The sequence below is a fragment of the Mycobacterium dioxanotrophicus genome, assembly GCF_002157835.1.
Classification (GTDB): domain Bacteria; phylum Actinomycetota; class Actinomycetes; order Mycobacteriales; family Mycobacteriaceae; genus Mycobacterium; species Mycobacterium dioxanotrophicus.
In genome coordinates this window covers 6,796,499-6,814,762 of record NZ_CP020809.1, presented here as the reverse complement: position 1 = coordinate 6,814,762, position 18,264 = coordinate 6,796,499, and the positions used below count along the sequence as shown (strand labels likewise).

Sequence of the window (18,264 nt, the reverse complement as noted above, 5' to 3'; positions counted from 1 at the left end):
ATGGAGGCATGCCGACACTATCGACCGCCGATCGCACCGACATTCACTACACAGACGCCGGAACGGGCCCGACCGTGGTGTTCACCCACTCGTGGGGCCTCAATTCCGGACAGTGGGCAGACCTCGCCGAACGCCTTGTGCAGTCGGGGCTTCGGTGCGTGCGCTACGACCGCCGCGGCCACGGCGCGTCCGGTAGGTACGACGGTGAGTGGACGCTGGATCTGCTCGCCGACGACCTGGCCGCCCTGCTGGCGTATCTCGACGTCAAAGATGTGACACTGGTCGGCCATTCGCTGGGATGCGGCGAGATCGTGCGGTACCTCAGCCGGCATGGCAGCACTCGGGTGAGCGGCGCCGTGTTCGTCGCACCGCAGTTGCCGCTGCTCATCAAGACCGCCGACAATCCGGATGGCGTCGAGGAGGCCATGCTCGACGCGATGCTCGCGCAGCTCGAGGCCGACGTGCGGCAGTGGTGCATCGACAATGCGGCACCGTTCTTCGGAGCCAATCACCCTGTACCGCAGGGAGTTCTGGCTCAGACCATCGAGCAGATCGTGGCGGTCCCGGTGCAGACCCTGGTCGCCACTCAACGGATGGGCGCCCGTACCGATTACCGCGCCGAACTCGTCGACCTGGATCTGCCTGTGCTGGTGATCCATGGTGACGCCGACGTCTCGGCACCCATCGAGCTCACCGGCCGGCGCACGGCAGCGCTGCTGCCGCAGGGCGAGCTCATGGAGATCTCCGGTGCCGCGCACGGGCTCTACGTCACCCACGCCCACACGATTTGTGGTGCTTTGGCCGCATTCGCCACGGCCAAAACACCGCAAATCACAAGTCAGCGGTGGGAATTCAGCAGCTCGACAACCTGAGCGACGAGTGCGTCGATGTCGGCTTCGGTGGTGTCGAGCACCAGGTCCGGGTTCTCCGGCGCCTCGTACGGTGCGTCGACGCCGGTAAGCCCCCGGAGTTCACCGGTGCGGGCCCGGGCGTAGAGCCCCTTGGGGTCGCGCCGTTCGCATTCGGCCAGCGAGGTGGCTACGCGGATCTCGATGAACGGCAGCTTCGCGGCATCATTGAGCGCCCGTGCGGTGTCGCGATCGGACTTCAGGGGCGACACCAGAGAAGCCAACGCCACCACACCGGCGTCGGCCAGCAGCCGGGTCAAATGTCCCACGCGACGGATGTTCTCGGTGCGGTCACCCGCCGAGAAGCCGAGATCATCGGAGAGGCCGTGACGCAGGTTGTCTCCGTCGAGCAGGTAGGCGACCTGGCCGGCCTCGACCAGCGCCCGCTCGACAGCCACCGCCAGCGTGGACTTGCCCGACGCGGGCAGCCCGGTGAACCAGATGGTGGCGCCGCGCTGCCCGGTCTTGCCCCAGCGGTAGGAGCGGTCCAGTGATGAGGGATGCCACTTGATGTCGGATCGGTTGTGCCCGCTGGGCTTTACCTCACGCGCTTCGAGAATGATCCCGGCGCCGACGGTGTCGTTGGACACCTCGTCGATGAGGATGAACGCGCCGTTGTCCCGGTTCTCGGCGTACGGGTCGGCGACGACGACGGAGCTGGTCCGCAGCGTCACCGAGCCGATGTCGTTGAGCGCCAACTCGACTGGACCGTCAACCTCGTCGAGGGTTTCGGGGTCCAGCTTGGTGTGCAGCTCCTGGACGGTGGCCCGCACCGTGCGCGTGCCCTGCTTGAGGGCCAACCGGTCCCCGGCCCGCAGGGGCGCGTCGAAGAACCAGCACACCGTGGCGTCCAATTCCCGGGCCAGCACAGGCAGTACGGCGTGTTCGGAGCCGCTGACGAACACGTCGCCACGCCCCACGTCGATGTCATCGGCCAGTTCGATCGAAACCGACAGCGGCGCAACACCTATCGAGCGGTCGTCGTCGAGGGTGTCCAGGGCGGTCACCGTCGAGCGGTTCCCGGCCGGCAGGCTCACGATCGAGTCACCGACACTGAGCGTGCCGGCCGAAAGCCGCCCTGTATAGCGCCGCCGCTGCTCGGAGGTGGGGCGCGAAACCCATTGCACCGCCAGGCGAACGCTCGCCGGATCCGGGTGTGGCGCCGACAATTCGATGTCCTCGAGGTAATCCAGCAGCGTGGGACCGTCGTACCACGGCGTGCTCTCGGACCGGTGCACCACGTTGTCGCCGTGCTTGGCGGCGATGGGGATGACGGTCAGATCCGCACCGCCGAGCCGGTCGGCGACCTGATGCAGTTCACGCTCCACCTCGGCGAACCGTTGCTTGTCGAAATCGACCAGGTCGATCTTGTTCACCGTGGCGACGAAGTGCTTGATACCCAACAGTTTCGCGATCCGCGCGTGCCTGCGGGTCTGGCGCAGCACCCCGGCACGGGCGTCGACCAGCAGGATCGCCACATGGGCGTTGGACGCACCGGTGAACATGTTGCGGGTGTAGCGCTCGTGGCCCGGGGTGTCGGCCAGGATGTAGCTGCGGGTTTCGGTCGAGAAGAACCGGTACGCCACATCGATGGTGATGCCCTGCTCACGCTCGGCGCGCAGGCCGTCGGACAACGCGGCCAGGTCCGCCACGCCCTCGGAGTCCGTCACCGCTTCCAGATGGTCCAACGGCAGGCTGTCGGTGTCGTGCAACAACCGGCCGATCAGGGTGCTCTTGCCGTCGTCGACCGACCCGGCCGTGGTGATGCGCAGTAGTTGCCGGGTACTCATCAGAAGTACCCTTCCCGTTTCCGGTCTTCCATCGCCGCCACCGACGTCCGGTCGTCGGCGCGCGTTTCACCGCGTTCCGACACTGTGGCAGCGGAGATTTCGGTGATGACACCGTCGATCGTGGTGGCCGTCGAGCGCACGGCGCCCGTGATCGTCAGGTCACCCACGGTGCGGTACCGGACCCATTCCACGGCCGCGTTCTCGTCGCCGGTCGGCTGTGCGTACTCCGACACCGCGAGCAGGATGCCGTCACGTTCGAACACCTCACGTTCATGTGCGAAGTAAATCGACGGCAACTCCAGGTTTTCCAACTCGATATAGCGCCAGATGTCCAGCTCGGTCCAGTTCGACAGCGGGAACACCCGGACTTGCTCGCCCTTGCGGATCCGGCCGTTGTAGAGCGACCAGGGCTCGGGCCGCTGGGCCCGGGGATCCCATTGACCGAACTCGTCACGGAAACTCAGGATGCGTTCCTTGGCACGGGCGCGTTCCTCGTCGCGACGGGCACCGCCGAACGCGGCGTCGAATCCGCCGGCCTCCAAGGCGTCCAACAGGGTTCGGGTCTGCTGCCGGTTACGGGAGGCGCCGGGGCCCGGGTCGGCCACCCGGCCGCTGTCGATGGTTTCCTGCACCGAACCGATGATCAGCTTGTGTCCGACGCCGGTGGTGCGGCGGTCACGGAACTCGATGACCTCGGGAAAGTTGTGGCCGGTATCGACGTGCAACACCGGGAACGGCAGCGGTGACGGACGAAAAGCCTTCTCCGCCAAGCGGAGCAACACGATCGAATCCTTGCCCGCCGAGAACAGCAGCACGGGCCGCTGTAACTCGGCGACCACCTCGCGGATGATGTGCACGGCTTCGGCTTCCAACAGCCTCAACTCGTCGACCTGGGTCAGGGCGGTAATCGTGCTCGTCATACCGGGAGCCCCTCCTTCTCGGCATCCGAGCGGTAGCGGTCCACCCACTCGTCGGAACGTTGATCGGCCTGACGCTCCAGCACTGGCGGGGGAGCGAGCCGCGGGTCGAGGTCCAACGCCTCCAGCACCGTGGCCACGACCTCGGTGAGATTGCGCCACAGGTACGGATACGAAATGTCGATCGGTTTGATGTCTTCCTCGGCGAACCACGAGCGCCAGCCCTCCTCCTGCGCACGCAGCAGGGTGACGACGTGCGCGATGGCGCCTGCGTGGTACTCGGCGCGGGCGTCACGCACCGGGTCGGGCCTGCCGCGCCACACCCGGGTCTGCACGGCCCGCCAGAACGACACGGCCTGGGAGACCACGTCGGGGCGGTACACGTGGATGAGCACGGGGTCGCTGCCGACGACATCGCGGATCGCCGAGAGCAGTCCGGGTCCGGACCGGTCCGGCAGCCCCTGGGCGCGGTCCAACAGCAGCGGTGTCTGGTTCCACATCAGCTTGCCGCCCCACACGCCGTTGGGGGTGCGGCCCACGGTCTGGATGTAGTCGCGCCAGATCGCTGCCGGAGCCAAGTCGGGCTTGCCCTCGTCGAGTGGATCCAGCAGACGCAGGATCGACTCGTCCTCGACGCCGGCGAACCACTGCCGCGGCTGGGGCGACTGGCTGGTGGTCGGCAGGTATTGGAAGAACTCCTGCGGCTCCCCGGCTACGCCGGTGGCGCGTAGAGATTCCACGAGCAGCGTGCTGCCGCTGCGCTGCGATGCGAGCACCAGGTACGCGGTGGGATGGTCTGGCATGGGCGAGACTCTAATCCCATTTTGTTTGCGGCGCCTATTGGAGACGGTGACTGATATTTATATTCACCGTGAACGAAACTATTGTTCGTCCTGTCGTGTTTCGGCCAGGTTGCGATCAGTGGCGATGGCCGATCTGCTGGTGGCAGGACGGCCATGAATATGAAGATATGTCTCGGTATATCGCTCGGATATCCGGGTGCCGGCGAAATCCGAGGGAATGACGTCGTGGGTCTTGTGTCGCCAGTCGTTCAACTGCAGGGCCAGCTCGTCGGCAATTGCCTCGTCCTTGTCATTGACACCGGGTCCGAGCAGGTTATTAGACTCAGTCGGGTCGTCGGTGAGGCGGTAGAGCTCGCGGGCCGGGCGGGGCGTGCGGGTCAGGGGCTCGAGGATGCGTCCCGGCGGGCTGTCCGCGATATCCCACGGGAGATCCAACAACGGCCGTTGCGCATAATTCTCGATATAGCTGTATTCCTTGGTACGAATCGCGCGAATAGGATCGAAAGAATCGTGAAAAGTTTTTGTGGTGTAGACCGCGGCACGCACCTCGTTGCCGTTATCTGAATTCTCACGGAGATTGCTGGCGTGGGACAGCCCATCCACTTCCGCGGGAATTTCCACGCCGAGCAGATCCAGCAGGGTAGGCAGCAGGTCGACCCCGCTGAACAGATCTTCGTAGCGCCGCGGCGCGATACCCGAGCCGGTCGGCGGCCGCGCGATGAGCGCGATGCCGGTGCCCGCGTCGTACAGCGTCGATTTGGCCCGCGGTAGGGCCGGGCCGTGGTCGGTCATGAACACCACCCAGGTGTTGCGGTCGAGACCGCTGGATGCCAGCGCGTCGAGCAGTTCACCCACCTTGGCGTCGGCCAGCGCGATCGAACCGTAGAACTCGGCGAGGTCTTCGCGCACCTCGCCGGCGTCGGGAAGATAGTCCGGCACGCTCACCGCGTCCGGCTCGGCAGGGACGTAACGCTCACGCGGGTAGGGGCGGTGCGTTTCGAAGAAGCCCGTCGTGAGCAGGAATGGTTCGCGCGGGGGCTGGGCCAGCCATGCGATGGCTTTCTCGGTGACGTACTCACAGAAGGAGTTCGACACGTCGAACTGCTTGTAGCCGAGTGTCGTCGGATAGGAGGTTTCGTGTTGCATGCCGAACAGCGCTGTGTACCAGCCGGATTCCGCGAGCAGATGGGGCAGGGTGCGGACACCTGCGTGGTATTCCCAGCCGTGGTGGGCCAATCCGAGAATGCCGTTGCTCTGCGGGTAGCGGCCGCTGAACAACGAGCCGCGCGACGGCGAACACAGCGGCGCGGTGGCATGCGCGCGGGTGAACAGGATGCCCTCGGCGGCCAGCGCATCAAGTCGTGGGCTCGACACATCGGGATGTCCGTAGACACCGAGATAACGTCCGAGATCGTGCCAGTGCACGATCAGCACATTGCTTTTCGAGCTCACGTCCGCCTCCTCATCTTTCGAGGCAACCATCCCACAGCGAGAATTTCATCTGTTGTTGGCTTTTGCTCACCACGATCGAAGTGCTGTACATCGCGGACCCGTCCGCGTTCGCCTTACTTCCAGGCGAAGACGGGTTGTTCGAGCTCATCCACCCGGTCATGGCGTCCTTCCAGACACAGCCACCGCAACTGCAACAGCACAGCGCCCGTCGGAGCGTGGATCAGATCGTTGCCGAGCGGGATCTGCACGACCGGCTTGGGGCTCTCGGGGATGGTGACGTAGCGCGGAGAGTCTTCGCGTTGCAACTGGTGCAGACCGACGCGGTAGGCCGCGACCACCTCGGCGGGGGACGGGCGCGGGTCCAGCCGGCCGCCACCCCAGATCACCACCGGGGTGATGACGTAGCCGGACCGGGTCGGGTAGTCGTCGAGCTGGCCCAGCACGGCGCTGCCGGGCAGGTCGATCCCGACCTCCTCGTGCAATTCGCGCAGCGCCGCGTCGACCGTCGTCTCACCCGGATCCAGCCGCCCGCCCGGCAGTGCCCACTGGGCGGCGTGCGAGTTCATCCGGATCGCCCTGCGGCACAACAGGAACGCCGCACCGCCCGAGACGTCGACCATGCGGCCGTCGAGGTTCGCCTCGGGCATCGGCCGGCCCCCGATCCAGTCGTCGACCGGTGCCGGGTCTACCCGGTCCTCCCCGACGGCCGAATCCACCAGCACCACTGCCACCGCCGCGTGCCTCTTCGTCGGGTCGGTCACGGTGTACCGCTCGTGACTGGCCAGGTTGGCCTGGATCCGCCGGCGCAGCGCCTCGTCGTAGCTGATGGTCATCGTCTGACCATAGGCGCCGTTCATCGGCGGCCCGGTGGCGCGCTTGAATGAAACGGTGACCACACGAACCGGATGGCTGATCGCATCGGCGGTGATCGCCGTGGCGCTGTACGCACTGATGTGGATCGGCTACGGGCAGCAGTGGACCTGGCTGGCTGACTTCGACGATGCCGGGCTGAGCGTGCCGTACCGGTATGGGGCAGCCCACCCCGCCTGGGTCGCGGGCTGGGACGTCTTCTGCACGGTGCTGAGCCCGGTCACCTTCCGGATCGTGACGCTGGTGCTCATTGCCGTCGCCGTGATGCGGCGGCAACTGCGAATCGTGCTGTTCCTGCTGTTCGCCGTCGAGTTGAGCGCTCTCGTCACCGAGGTGGCCAAGAACCTCGCCGACCGGCCCCGCCCGGTCACCGCGCTGGCCTACGCTCCGTCAACGTCGTTCCCGTCCGGGCACGCGCTAGGTGTGATGGTCGGCGTGCTGGCGTTGCTGGCCGTGGCCTGGCCGCTGCTTCGGGCACCGCTGCGCACGTGGCTGGCGGTGCTGGGCGCGGTGGTCATCGTCGCGATCGGGGTGGGGCGGGTGGTGCTCAACGTGCACCACCCGTCCGATGTGGTGGCCGGTTGGGCGCTGGGGTACGCCTACTTCGTCGTCTGCTGGCTGGCGCTGCGGCCCTATCCGACGGTCACGGAAGCGGACGGAACACCGGTAGCGCCCGGTATCGCACGCTGAAATCTGCTTTTGTGCAGGATTCGCCGACTTCGCCGTCGTGGGCCAGCACCGTGGGCCCGTCCAGGGTGGTGAAGCGAAATTCGGGCACCTGCAGTTCGTGGTAGAGCGGGCTGCGCACGAGGCGGCCCAACGCGATCGCCGTGGCGATCCGCAGACCGCTGAATCGCCTGCCGCTCTCCAGAATCCGCACATCGAGCAGCCCGTCGTCCATGCGTGGGCGTACCGACGGCGCGAATCCTGACGGCAGGTACGTCGAATTGCCCAGGAAGAACAGCGAAGTCTGCAACGTCTTGTCGTCGTAGGCAATGCGGACCGACTGGTCGCGGCGCAACGTCAGATACGCCGCGTACGCCCCGGCCAGCCGCTTGCCGATCTTGCCTTCGAGCTTCTCCCGCACCCGGACATAGTTCGGATAGGCACCGATGCTCGCGGTGTTGATCACCGTCTTGTCGTCGTTGAGGCGAACCAGATCCACATACGCCGCGCTGCCGTCGCGGATGGCGTTGACCGTCTGTGCGACCGTGTCACACCCGATGTCCTTGGCGAAGTGGTTGAATGTGCCGCCGGGGAAGACCGCCAGCGGGACCCCCGCGTCGAATGCCACCCCCGCGGCGCAGGCGACGGTGCCGTCACCACCACCGACAGCGAGCACCTCGCCGCGGGCCGCGGCCTCGCGCATCACCTGCACGACATCGTCGTCTCCGTCGAGTTTGACGATCTCGATGTGCGGCAGTCTTTTTCGGACCTCATCGATGACGCGACCGCCGGTGCCCTCACCGGAATCGGGGTTGATCACCAAGACCACGCCGTCGCCGTCCGGCCGGGGATCGGTGTGGTAGCGCAGCGGGTCGGCCGTCGGGATCGCCGAGGTGGGGATGGTGGGCACGACCCTGGCGCCCAGGATGGCGATACCGGCTCCGATGCCGAACCCGGCGAAGACATCTCCGGGATAGTGCGCGCCGGTGGCCACCCGGGACAGCCCGACCAGACCGGCGAGCAGGGCCAGCGCGAGCCCGACGGGCGGGCTTTCCAGGCCGACGCCCACCGCGAACGCCGCGGCGCTGGCCGAGTGGCCCGATGGCAGGGAATGCGAGGTGGGGACGCGTCGCGAGCGCCGGGCCAGGGGGATCAAGGTCCGGTCCGGCCGGGGCCGGTGCCACAGCCGTTTGGCGATCTGGTTGGTCACCAGGCTGGTCACGGCCAGGCTGGCCACGCCCCGGACACTGCCGCGACGCACCGACGAGCCGCCCAACGCGCCCAATACGGTCGCGATACCCAGCCACAGCTTCGAGTGGTCGGCGGCATTGGTCAGCCGCGGCATGGCTGTGTCGAGCAGCGGGCTGGGGGATTCCGCGACAGCTTCGAAGACTTCGCGGTCCAAGGTCCCCAGGTCGCGGGCGATCTTTCGCACGTCCATCAAACCAACTTACCGACCGTCCGCGACCCGATCGTGTCCAAACCTTTACGGCGACGATAGCGTCGCCAGCGACGATGGTTGGGTGCGACGACTGGGAGCCCTGCTGTGCGCCGCGGTGTTGGCGCTGGCGGGCGCGCCGGTGGCCGGCGCGGTCGAGCCGTGGTTCGGCAACTCGGTGGGCACCGCCACACAGGTGATTTCCGTTGTCGGCGTTGGTGGTTCGAAGGCCATGATGGACGTCTACCAGCGGGATGCCACCGGCTGGCAGGCCGTCGCCGCCGGCATTCCCGCCAGCATCGGCGCCAACGGCATGGCTGCCGAAACCCACGACGGCAACATGGCCACCCCGATGGGCGTCTTCTCCCTCGACTTCGCGTTCGGCACCGCGCCGAATCCTGGTGGTGGGCTGCAATACGTGCAGATCACCGACAACAACCACTGGTGGGACGGCGACGTCAAGAGCCCGACCTACAACACCATGCAGGTGTGCCAGAAGGCGCAGTGCCCGTTCAACACCGACCCCGCCAGCGGTACCGAGAACCTGAACATCTCGGCCTACAAGCACGCAGTGGTGATGGGAGTCAACAAGGCTCGGGTACCCGGCAACGGTGGGGCGTTCTTCGTGCACACCACCGATGGCGGACCCACCGCGGGGTGTGTGGCGATCGACGATGCCAAACTCGTGCAGATCATGCAGTGGCTGCGGCCCGGTGCGGTGATCGCCGTCGCCAAATAGGCATCAAATATGCAGGGCGGTACCGGGTTTCAGGTTGAAGTTCAACCCCTCCAGCGACATCGTGGCGTCGTAGGTGCGGTCGTATCCGGTGCCGCTGATCTTCCAGCCGTCACTCGTGCGGCGATAGGTGTCGTGATAGAACGCCGCGCCGATGAGCATGAAGTTGAAGGCCGGTGCGATCACCCGGTCCTGTAGGTACCACGTCGCCGTGGCCTCGTCACCGGTGACCGTGATCTCGGGGTGGGAGACGTGATGCTCGGTGATGGTCTCCGGGCCCAGTGACCGCCGCATGTAGTCCACGAGGGCGTCGCGGTCGGTGAAATGCAGCGACTCGCCGAGCGACTGCCCGTAGTCCGCGACGACGTCGTCGGTGAGAGTCTTGGCGAATTCGTCCCAGTTCTTGGTGTCCAGCGCGCGCAGATAGCGGTATTTGACCTGCTTGACGTCCTCGATGTCGCTCATGCCCGTCATTGCAACACAGTCGCCTGGGGCGGGTACAGAGCCGGCATTGTTAGGGTCGTCAGTGCGCAGCGCGCGGGGGCTATGCGGCATGTGGGCGTCGGTATAGAACGCGCTGTGAATGGCATGTGGAGTCCAAAAGTGCGATGGCGGAACGTGTTCGATTCGATTACGAAAGTGTGTCAGGGGTCTGTGTGCGTGCCGAACCGACTACTGTGATTCCCGTTATGAGCGACCCGCTTGGGTTGTCGATCGGGACCACCAACCTGGTTGCGGCGCGCGTCGGCAATCAACCTGTGATACGGCGATCGGTATTGACCTTGTCGGCAGACCGCACGCCGCAGGTCGGCGTGCCCGCCGACGCGCACGGTGTGACGTTGGCCGGATTCGTGGAACGGGTTGGTGACCCGGTACCGCTGGTGGCGCCCGACGGGGCGTCGTACCCCGCCGACGCCCTGCTGGTCGAGGCGCTCGACGCGATGGTCGATGCCGCAGGAGGCCCGTCGCCGCAGCTCGCGATCGCGGTTCCCGCCCACTGGGGCGCGCCGACGCTGCGCGCGTTGCGCAGCGCCATGCGCACCAACCCGAACCTGTCCCACGACGGGATGCCCGCCCGGCTCGTCTCCGACGCGGTGGCGTCGTTGACGGCGCTGCGGGCAAACCCGGGGCTACCGCTCAGCGGCGTGGTGGCGCTGCTCGATTTCGGTGGCGGCGGCACCAGCATCACCCTGGCCGACGCGGGAGCGTCGTTCGCGCCGATCGACGAGACCACCCGTTATCCGGACTTCTCGGGTGACCAGATCGACCAGGCGCTGCTGACCCATGTGCTCGACGGTGTCGCGCAGGCCGGTGGTATCGATCCCGCGGGCACCGTGGCGGTGGGATCGTTGGCCCGACTGCGCGAGGAGTGCAGGCAGGCCAAGGAGCGGTTGTCGGCGGAGACTGCCACCGACCTCATGGTCGAACTGCCGGGATACTCCGCGACTGTCCGGGTGACCCGTGCCGAGCTCGAGACGCTGATGCGGCAGCCGCTGGCCGGTGCCTTGGCGGCGCTGGAAACGGCCCTGGAGCGCAACGGAATTGGCTGGCCCGCGGTGGCCGCTGTGGTCACCATCGGCGGCGGTGCGAACATTCCGATTGTCACCCAACAACTTTCGGAGCATTCGCAGGCCCAGGTGGTGATGACGCCGCAGCCGGCCCTGGATGCCGCGATCGGTGGCGCGCTCGCCGCGGCGTATTCCGCGGACGCCGACGTCCAGACCGGAGTGGCTCCGACGCTCGAAGCCACCGCCGCGACCCCGATACCGGAAATGACGCCGCAGGAGCCGGATTCGTCGACCTTCCGGGCGCTGGCCTGGTCTCAGGACGACACCGACGACGACGTGGTGCCCTACACCGGGCCGGATCTGGAGTCGTTCGGAACGCAGACCGCTGCGCGCCCGACCGTGCACTACGTACCGCGGACCGGTCCGATCGAAGAACCCCGGTCGGCGTGGCAGAAGCTGCCCGTGGCAGTGTTCGGCGTCGCCGCTGCGTTGGTGGTAGTCGCCATCGGTGGGGTGACCTATGCGCTGACCAGTGCCACGGACACCGCCACGACATCGGTGGCGCCGCCGCCTCCACCACAACCCGTGACCCAGAAGCAGGCCGCACCGGTAGAACCGCCACCTCCGTCGGCGGCACCGCCGCCCCCGCCAGCACCCGTGACCGAGGCGGCCCCGCCACCGGCCCCGGTGACCGAAGCGCCCCCACCACCCCCGCCGCCGCAGACGGAGACCCGGGTGGTGACCGTGACGTCGACGCCGCCACCACCACCGACGCACACGACGACCACCACCACGACCACCGAAACGACGACGACCACGCCGCCGACGACGACCACCACGACACCGACGACGACCACCACGACGACGAATCCGATGACGACGACCTACATCACGGTGCCGTTCGTCCCGGTGCCGATTCCGATTCAGGTGCCCAACACGAACCCGACCACCCAGCAGCCGCAATACCCGTATCAGCAGAACCCGTATCAGCCGCAGTATCCGTATCAGCAGCAGAACCCGTACGGGTCGCCCTATCAGCCGTAGCGGGTGGAGCCCCTGCGCCGAATTCGACGGAAACGTCGTTCGCCGTCGCGATCGACAACATTCACGTCGAATTCGGCGTGGAGTCGAGACGGCTGATTTGGATTCGTTCGGGTCAGACGGCTCGATTGGGCCGGGAGCTGCAGGTTTACCTCAATGGCCGCGATGTCGCCGCCGGACGCGAACACGTTCACAGCACCTAAGTACGCAGGAGCGTGCTTAGCCCCTCTATTGTGTGCCTGTGCCTGATATGGATCGTCGCAGTGTGATGTTCATGATGGGTCTGGGGGTGGCAGCCGCGGCGCTGCCTGCAGGGGTCGCCAACGCAGACCCCGTGGGGGGAAACCCGCCCGGACCCGCCGCGCCCGGAGCTCCGGTGCCGGCTGCTGCTGGAACGCCCAACTACCTGTTCCAGGATGAATTCAACGGACCTGCCGGAACTCCGCCGGATCCAGCGTGGCGGCACCTGGTGCCTGAGCGCGAGACCATCAAGAACCCGGTCGAATGGGACAAACCGTTCAACATGGGGCGGTACGTGACCGACACCGACCACGTGTTCCAGGATGGCAAGGGCAACCTCGTCATCCGTGCGACGCGCGGCCCTGGCACGACGATCCAGGAGAAGTACGCGAGCGCCAAGGTCATCGGGAACTGGCGGGGCGGCATCGGCACCACCTGGGAGGCCCGCGTCAAGCTCAACTGCCTGACCGACGGTGCCTGGCCCGCGTTCTGGCTCCTCAACGACGATCCGGTTCGTGGCGGCGAGGTTGACCTGGTCGAGTGGTACGGCAACCGCGACTGGCCTTCGGGCACAACGGTGCACGCCCGGCTCGACGGTGAATCGTTCGCTACCGATCCTCACCCGATCGACGGCGGGTGGCACACCTGGCGCATGTCGTGGACGCCGCAGGGCATGTACTTCTGGAAGGACTACGCGGCAGGCATGGAGCCGTTCTTCTCGGTTCCGGCGAACTCGTTGGACGACTGGCCGTTCAACGATCCGGGCTACACCCTGGTGCCGGTGTTCAACATCGCTGTCGGTGGCTCGGGCGGTCGCGATCCCAGCGGCGGGAGCTACCCGGCCGAGATGCTGATCGACTGGATCCGCATCTTCCAAGGCTGATCGTTCGCCCGCGGGGTAGACGTTCTAGAACGACCGGCTGCCCTGCGGGCTCAACACGAATCCGTATTGCCATGGCCCGTCCTGGCCGGTTCCTGCCACTGTGCACACCACGTTGTGGTCGCTCGGCACACCGCAGGTGACGGACGAACTATCCTCTGGCACCACAATTTTCGAGCCGGTCGGCAGCAGGTGATACGACGCCGGATCGACCCGGTCGACGTCGGGGCCGCTGCGGTGCTCGTAGCTCCGGTAGGTTTCGAAGTCCTCGAGGTTCGCGGTGCCGAGCCCTGATCTCACATCGTCCGTCGGGCCGAACCATGGCCCTTTGGCGAAGGCATAGTTGGTGCTCCCAGTGACACCTGGCAACGAACCCCAACAATCTGCCGTCGGCGGGCTCTGCCAGCGGGTGATCGTCATGATGCGGCAGTGGATGCCGTCAGCGGTGGTGAACTGCCAGCCGCCGGCGCCGTACGTGCTGTAGGTGCCATAGGTGCTGGCGTCCACCGGTGTGAGTGCGGCCAGCGCGCCGGCATCGGGCGACGCACTCGCCTGCGGTGCCGCGAGCAGTCCGGCGGACACGGCCGCCGCGGCGATGACGCTGATCCGGTGCATCTACCCATTGTCAGTGACCCGTCGGTGGTCTTCCCGCACCAAAAAATCGGTCCCCTCCCTGGCTGCGAGGGGACCGATCACGTCGGTGCTGTTCGGCGTCCCCCGAACCGCCTGCACCGGCGTCGCTCTTGTTTGCTTGGCTGGGTTTGTCTGACTTGGCCGGTTTGGCGAAGGCCTTCTTGAGTCCTTGGCCGATCTTGTTGATGCTGCCGCAGATTCGCTTGCCGACGTCTGAGAGTCGTTTGGTGGCTGTCGAGTTCGCTGTGGTGCCCGGCTTGCCCGGCGTGGAAACCGCTGCGTGGGTTTGGATTGCGGGTGTCGTCGTGGCAGCACCAGTCCGTCGATGAGCGGATCTGCTCGGTGGCGTACCGCAACGAAAGGCCGCGCGTCGCGACGGCTTTCTCCCCGAGGATGACGCGGCGGGTCTTCGGGCGCCCGCCATCCCACGGCTTCATGGACCGGCGCCCCCCGCGATGTACGGCTGCGTCAATTTTGGGTAGGAGCGTAGCGGGCGGCACCTGACCGGGATGACATTTTCAATTCGTTTAGTCGCCTAGGTGGCACGCCGCGCGGCGAGCGAATCGGCCGCTCACAGGTCACGATTGCGTGTCGGTGCGCACCAAAAAGTCGATTGTGTGTTATCTGGCGAGACTCTGAGGAAACTCCAAGATCGGCTGGGGGGTTGCTGCACGGATCCTGAGCCGCTCGTATGGTGCTCCGTGTGGGTCGGCACGCATTAGCCAGTCGGCGGCGGGTATCACCGGCCGTCGGCGCTACCGTGCTCGCCTCGACCGCGGTGTTCTTCGCCGTCGGCGGGAGCGCCGCTGAACTCAGCTCCGGGCAAGCCGCCAAATCGGTCATCGAGGGTGATGTCGCGAGCGGTCTGCAGGTGGTCACGCCGGTGCGGAGCAAGTTCTCGTCAGCCCCGTCCGAGGAGGACTCGGGCATGTCCGTCGTCTCCCTGCAGGCGGCTTCACGCTCGCACTACCGCGTCGTACCCGTCGCCGTCGTCCCCCGCTTCCTGCCGGTCGGGGTCGCGCCCGAACGGGGCCTACAGGTCCGGACGATCCTGACGGCCCGAGCCGTCAGCGCAGCGTTCCCCGAGATTCACCAGATCGGAGGGGTTCGACCCGACGCGCTGCGCTGGCATCCCGACGGGCTGGCGCTCGACGTGATGATCCCCAACCCCAGCAGTGCCGAGGGCATCGCGCTGGGCAATGCGATCGTCGCGTACGCGCTGAAGAACGCGGACCGGTTCGGGCTGCAGGACGCTATCTGGCGCGGCACCTATTACACGCCGAGCGGCCCGCAGAGCGGCGGCTACGGCCACTACGACCACGTGCACCTCACCACCACCGGCGGCGGTTACCCGACCGGCGGCGAGGTCTATCTGCGCTAGCTCGCCGGCTGCGGCGGTTCTTCGAGGCTGACAGCTCGTCCACAGCTTGATCGAGGGCACGACGATGCCGACGTGCGCATACTGGGCGCGTGCGTCTGAATTCGTGGCTGACGGCGGTGTGGCGGTATGTCCGCAGCGCGCCGCTGACCTACACCTGGCTGGCGGCCCTGCTGGTCACCACGATCATTCAGCACCAACTGCACGGGCGGGACCTGCACGTCCTGCTGATCCAGAGCTCGACCAACATCCACCACCTGGAGACCGACCCGCTCTACGTGCTGGTCACCAGCCTCTTCTGGATCGACGGCCGCTTCTGGACGCCGTATCTCGTACTGTTCAGCCTCATCCTCGCGCCCGCCGAACGCTGGCTCGGACAAATCCGGTGGCTCAGTGTCGGCTTGATCGCCCACGTGCTGGCCACCTACATCAGCGAAGGCCTGCTGTACCTGGCGATCCACGATCACGTCGCGCCAGAGCGTCTCGTCCACGTGCGCGACATCGGGGTCAGCTATTTCCTGGTCGGGGTGGGCGCGGTGCTGGCATACCGCATCGTGCGGCCCTGGCGGTGGGTGTATCTGGGGACGGCGTTCATCTACTTCGGGGCCGCGCTGGTGGGCAACATCAACTTCACCGCTATCGGGCATCTCTGCGCTCTGCTGATCGGCCTGTGCTGCTACCCGTTCACCCGGCCGTCGCGTGATGCGGGCAGGACGACCGACTCCAGCATCAGGTCCCGGACCACCGTCTGATATTCGCCGTGGGTGTTGTGCTCGATGGTGTCGAACGTCGTGCCCTGCTGCTGGCGCATGTATTCGCGGTACTTCGGGGCGCCCGGGATCTTGACGTTGTCGGCGACGACGATCGAACCGGGATGCAGCCATCCCCGCTCGACGATGCTGTGCAGATCTGGCAGGTATGCGCTCTTGACGTGGTCGAGGAACAACAGGTCCAGGGCGCCGGCCCGGAATCCGTGGTCTTCGAGTGCCTGCAGAGTGCGCCCGCCGTCGCCGATCATGCCGACGACGCACGTGATCCGGTAGTCCACGCCGGCGTGTGCCCAGATCCGCCGGGCGATGTCGGCGTTGGCCTGCGCCCACTCCACCGAGAACACCTTCGCCGTCGGCGCGGAACGGGCGATTCGCAGCGCGCCGTAACCGCAGTAGGTACCGAGCTCGAGTGCCAGACGGGTGTCGGCGCGTTTGACCGCGGCGTCGAGCAATTCGCCCTTCTCGTCGCCGACGCTGATCAGGAAGGTCTTGTCATAGGCGAATCGGTCCATGGTGGCCAGCACGTCGTCGACGTCGCCTCGGCGGGCGTTGGCCAGCACGTACTCGGCGGCCGCGGCCTCCCGGCCGTCACCGAACTGGCCGGTCCGCGCGAATGTCCGCGGCAGCAGGAACGTGTTGATGACCGACCAGCGCAGCGGCGCCAGGAACCGTTTGAGCGTCATCGGAATCGGCCCTGCTCGGCGGCGCGCCTGCCGCGGGTCCCCGAGACAGGCTGTGGCGCTTCACTTCTGATAGATAAATCCCTCAGATACCGGGCAATGTCGCGGGCCAGCCGCGTCGCGTGCCGACGGATCGACCGCAGCGGACTGTTGGGGGGGATGCCGTAGCCGATGGTGAAGAGACCGTCGCCGAGGTGACCCGAGAAGCCGCCGCGGGGATTGCCGCGATCGTCCAGGACGCCGAGATGGCCGACCAGGTCGTCGAGATCGGGACTGAATCCGGTGGCGGCGATGATCACATCGGGTGCGACGGACGAGCCGTCGGCGAGCGTCACGCAGCTGGGCCCGACCGCTTTCACCGCGGGCACCACTTCGATGCGTCCGGCCCGAACCGCAGCGACGAGTTCGTCGGCGAATGTTGGGATGCGGCCGCGTTGTTCGACAGTTGCCTTCAGTCCCAACGGTGGCCGCTGAAAACCGTAGACGGACAGATCGGTGCCCCACACCAGCCGGTGGGTGCGCGCGATCAGTGGGTCGACCACACTTGCCGGTATCCGGGCGGACAGCTCGAGAAACACGTCGGACGGAATCGGGCCCAGCGCCCGGCGCACGAGATGCGGGGGAGTGCGCACGGCAAGCCAGATCCGGTTGGCGTCGTCGTCGGCGAGTTGGACCGCGATGTCGGCGGCCGAATTCCCGGCGCCGACCACCAGGACATCGCGATTCCGGTACGGCCGTGCATTGCGGAAGCCCGCGGAATGCGTGACCTCGCCCGTGAAATCGTTGAGGCCTGGCCAGGCCGGGATGACCGGCGTCCGGTAGTTGCCCGTCGCGAGTACGACCGTCGGTGCGTGGATCTCGCCCGCCGACGTGTCGAGTTGCCAGCCGTCGGCCGTGCGATCGACCCGGTTGACCTCGCATTCGAAGCGCAGCGAGATGTTCTGACGTTCGACGTAGCTGTCGAAGTAGGCGACCATGTCCTCTCTGGTCGGCCAGCGTCCGGCCGCGACGGGGATTCTCTGCCCCGGGAGATGGGAGAGGAAGCCGGTGGTGTTCAACCGGAAGTTGTCATACCGTGTTCGCCACGAAATTGCCGGTGCCCCAGCACGATCGAGGATCAACGCCTTGATGCCGTGCCGATGCCGCAACTCGCGTGTGACGGCGAGGCCGGACGGACCTGCGCCAATGACGATGGCGTCAAATAGGTTCCGGGCCTCGGTGGTCATCCACCGCCTCCGTTCGCTCAGCTATCACTGCCGGGCCCAAGGGGGACTGGCCTGTGGCGTCGGTCATTTCAGGCTAACTGAAAACAGCGTCGGCGCAGTGCTGCCGATGGAATTTGGCGCACCGCGGCCCCTATGATCCGTCCTCTCCTGGAGACCATCTCCAACACCGTGAATTATGGATGCCGTGTGGTGCGGCGAGATTGAGTAACGCACTACTGCAGTCTCGTCCCGTGGGCCAGGTACTACTGGTGATCGTTGATCAGCTTCGGTCGTCAGCGCTCCAATCTGGTCGTCACTGATGACACGGTGCCGACCGCGCCACGGTTCA

General features: G+C 66.5%; 17 protein-coding genes. 7 read left to right on the top strand and 10 right to left on the bottom strand.

The genetic code is table 11. The features are described from left to right. The first annotated feature begins 8 nt into the window (after positions 1 to 8). Positions 9 to 872, top strand: a complete 864-nt coding sequence (locus tag BTO20_RS33115) for an alpha/beta fold hydrolase (protein WP_087080290.1) — start codon at positions 9 to 11, stop codon at positions 870 to 872. On the opposite strand, the gene cysC is transcribed toward BTO20_RS33115, so the two are convergent. From cysC to BTO20_RS33090, 5 genes are all read right to left on the bottom strand, one after another. After that, positions 839 to 2,698, bottom strand: a complete 1,860-nt coding sequence (gene cysC / locus BTO20_RS33110; protein ID WP_087080288.1) for an adenylyl-sulfate kinase — start codon at positions 2,696 to 2,698, stop codon at positions 839 to 841. The two genes, BTO20_RS33115 and cysC, sit on opposite strands and share 34 nt — an antisense overlap. Then, on the bottom strand, positions 2,698 to 3,618 hold the full coding sequence (cysD, locus tag BTO20_RS33105) for a sulfate adenylyltransferase subunit CysD (RefSeq protein WP_087080287.1): 921 nt from the start codon (positions 3,616 to 3,618) through the stop codon (positions 2,698 to 2,700). The genes cysC and cysD overlap by 1 nt, the downstream gene beginning before the upstream one ends. Continuing rightward, positions 3,615 to 4,418, bottom strand: coding sequence for a trehalose 2-sulfotransferase (stf0, locus tag BTO20_RS33100; protein WP_087080285.1), 804 nt, complete (start codon positions 4,416 to 4,418; stop codon positions 3,615 to 3,617). Before stf0 ends, cysD begins: the two co-directional genes overlap by 4 nt. A 78-nt stretch (positions 4,419 to 4,496) precedes the next feature. Continuing rightward, positions 4,497 to 5,900 (bottom strand): sulfatase family protein, encoded by a 1,404-nt coding sequence (locus tag BTO20_RS33095; protein WP_087080283.1) that lies wholly within the window; start codon positions 5,898 to 5,900, stop codon positions 4,497 to 4,499. A gap of 83 nt (positions 5,901 to 5,983) precedes the next feature. Continuing rightward, positions 5,984 to 6,703 carry an NUDIX hydrolase gene (locus BTO20_RS33090; protein ID WP_087083022.1) on the bottom strand — a complete coding sequence of 240 codons (720 nt, stop codon included), beginning with the start codon at positions 6,701 to 6,703 and terminating at the stop codon, positions 5,984 to 5,986. Positions 6,704 to 6,758: 55 nt separating this feature from the next. Between BTO20_RS33090 and BTO20_RS33085 the strand changes: the two genes are divergently transcribed. Further along, the gene (locus BTO20_RS33085; RefSeq protein ID WP_087083020.1) at positions 6,759 to 7,430 is read left to right on the top strand and encodes a phosphatase PAP2 family protein; all 672 of its coding nucleotides are present in this window, start codon (positions 6,759 to 6,761) and stop codon (positions 7,428 to 7,430) included. On the opposite strand, the gene BTO20_RS33080 is transcribed toward BTO20_RS33085, so the two are convergent. Beyond that, positions 7,384 to 8,847 (bottom strand): bifunctional phosphatase PAP2/diacylglycerol kinase family protein, encoded by a 1,464-nt coding sequence (locus BTO20_RS33080; RefSeq protein WP_087080282.1) that lies wholly within the window; start codon positions 8,845 to 8,847, stop codon positions 7,384 to 7,386. The two genes, BTO20_RS33085 and BTO20_RS33080, sit on opposite strands and share 47 nt — an antisense overlap. An 82-nt stretch (positions 8,848 to 8,929) precedes the next feature. Between BTO20_RS33080 and BTO20_RS33075 the strand changes: the two genes are divergently transcribed. Then, positions 8,930 to 9,583 (top strand): L,D-transpeptidase family protein, encoded by a 654-nt coding sequence (locus tag BTO20_RS33075; protein WP_064949664.1) that lies wholly within the window; start codon positions 8,930 to 8,932, stop codon positions 9,581 to 9,583. A 3-nt stretch (positions 9,584 to 9,586) separates the two neighbouring features. On the opposite strand, the gene BTO20_RS33070 is transcribed toward BTO20_RS33075, so the two are convergent. Continuing rightward, positions 9,587 to 10,054: a nuclear transport factor 2 family protein gene (locus BTO20_RS33070; RefSeq protein WP_198344157.1), complete on the bottom strand. Its 468-nt coding sequence runs from the start codon at positions 10,052 to 10,054 to the stop codon at positions 9,587 to 9,589. Between the two features lie 215 nt (positions 10,055 to 10,269). Here BTO20_RS33070 and BTO20_RS33065 point away from each other — a divergent pair, with 215 nt between their 5' ends. Both BTO20_RS33065 and BTO20_RS33060 read left to right on the top strand, forming a co-directional pair. Then, entirely contained in the window at positions 10,270 to 12,132 is a 1,863-nt protein-coding gene (locus BTO20_RS33065; RefSeq protein WP_087080278.1) for an Hsp70 family protein, read from the top strand. Between the two features lie 247 nt (positions 12,133 to 12,379). Then, positions 12,380 to 13,252 (top strand): glycoside hydrolase family 16 protein, encoded by an 873-nt coding sequence (locus BTO20_RS33060; RefSeq protein WP_198344601.1) that lies wholly within the window; start codon positions 12,380 to 12,382, stop codon positions 13,250 to 13,252. Positions 13,253 to 13,276: 24 nt separating this feature from the next. On the opposite strand, the gene BTO20_RS33055 is transcribed toward BTO20_RS33060, so the two are convergent. Then, a complete protein-coding gene (locus BTO20_RS33055) occupies positions 13,277 to 13,864 on the bottom strand; it encodes a hypothetical protein (RefSeq protein WP_087080276.1) in 588 nt (195 codons plus the stop codon). Positions 13,865 to 14,585: 721 nt separating this feature from the next. Here BTO20_RS33055 and BTO20_RS33045 point away from each other — a divergent pair. Further along, positions 14,586 to 15,263, top strand: coding sequence for a hypothetical protein (locus tag BTO20_RS33045; protein ID WP_198344156.1), 678 nt, complete (start codon positions 14,586 to 14,588; stop codon positions 15,261 to 15,263). Between the two features lie 95 nt (positions 15,264 to 15,358). Continuing rightward, the gene (locus BTO20_RS33040) at positions 15,359 to 16,012 is read left to right on the top strand and encodes a rhomboid-like protein (protein WP_408632216.1); all 654 of its coding nucleotides are present in this window, start codon (positions 15,359 to 15,361) and stop codon (positions 16,010 to 16,012) included. Here the strand turns inward: BTO20_RS33040 and BTO20_RS33035 are convergent. Together BTO20_RS33035 and BTO20_RS33030 are read right to left on the bottom strand one after the other, a co-directional pair. Next, positions 15,937 to 16,713: an O-methyltransferase gene (locus BTO20_RS33035; protein WP_087080270.1), complete on the bottom strand. Its 777-nt coding sequence runs from the start codon at positions 16,711 to 16,713 to the stop codon at positions 15,937 to 15,939. The two genes, BTO20_RS33040 and BTO20_RS33035, sit on opposite strands and share 76 nt — an antisense overlap. Next, complete coding sequence (locus tag BTO20_RS33030; RefSeq protein ID WP_087080268.1) at positions 16,710 to 17,936, bottom strand: flavin-containing monooxygenase; 1,227 nt, start codon at positions 17,934 to 17,936, stop codon at positions 16,710 to 16,712. Before BTO20_RS33030 ends, BTO20_RS33035 begins: the two co-directional genes overlap by 4 nt. Between the last annotated feature and the right edge of the window lie 328 nt (positions 17,937 to 18,264).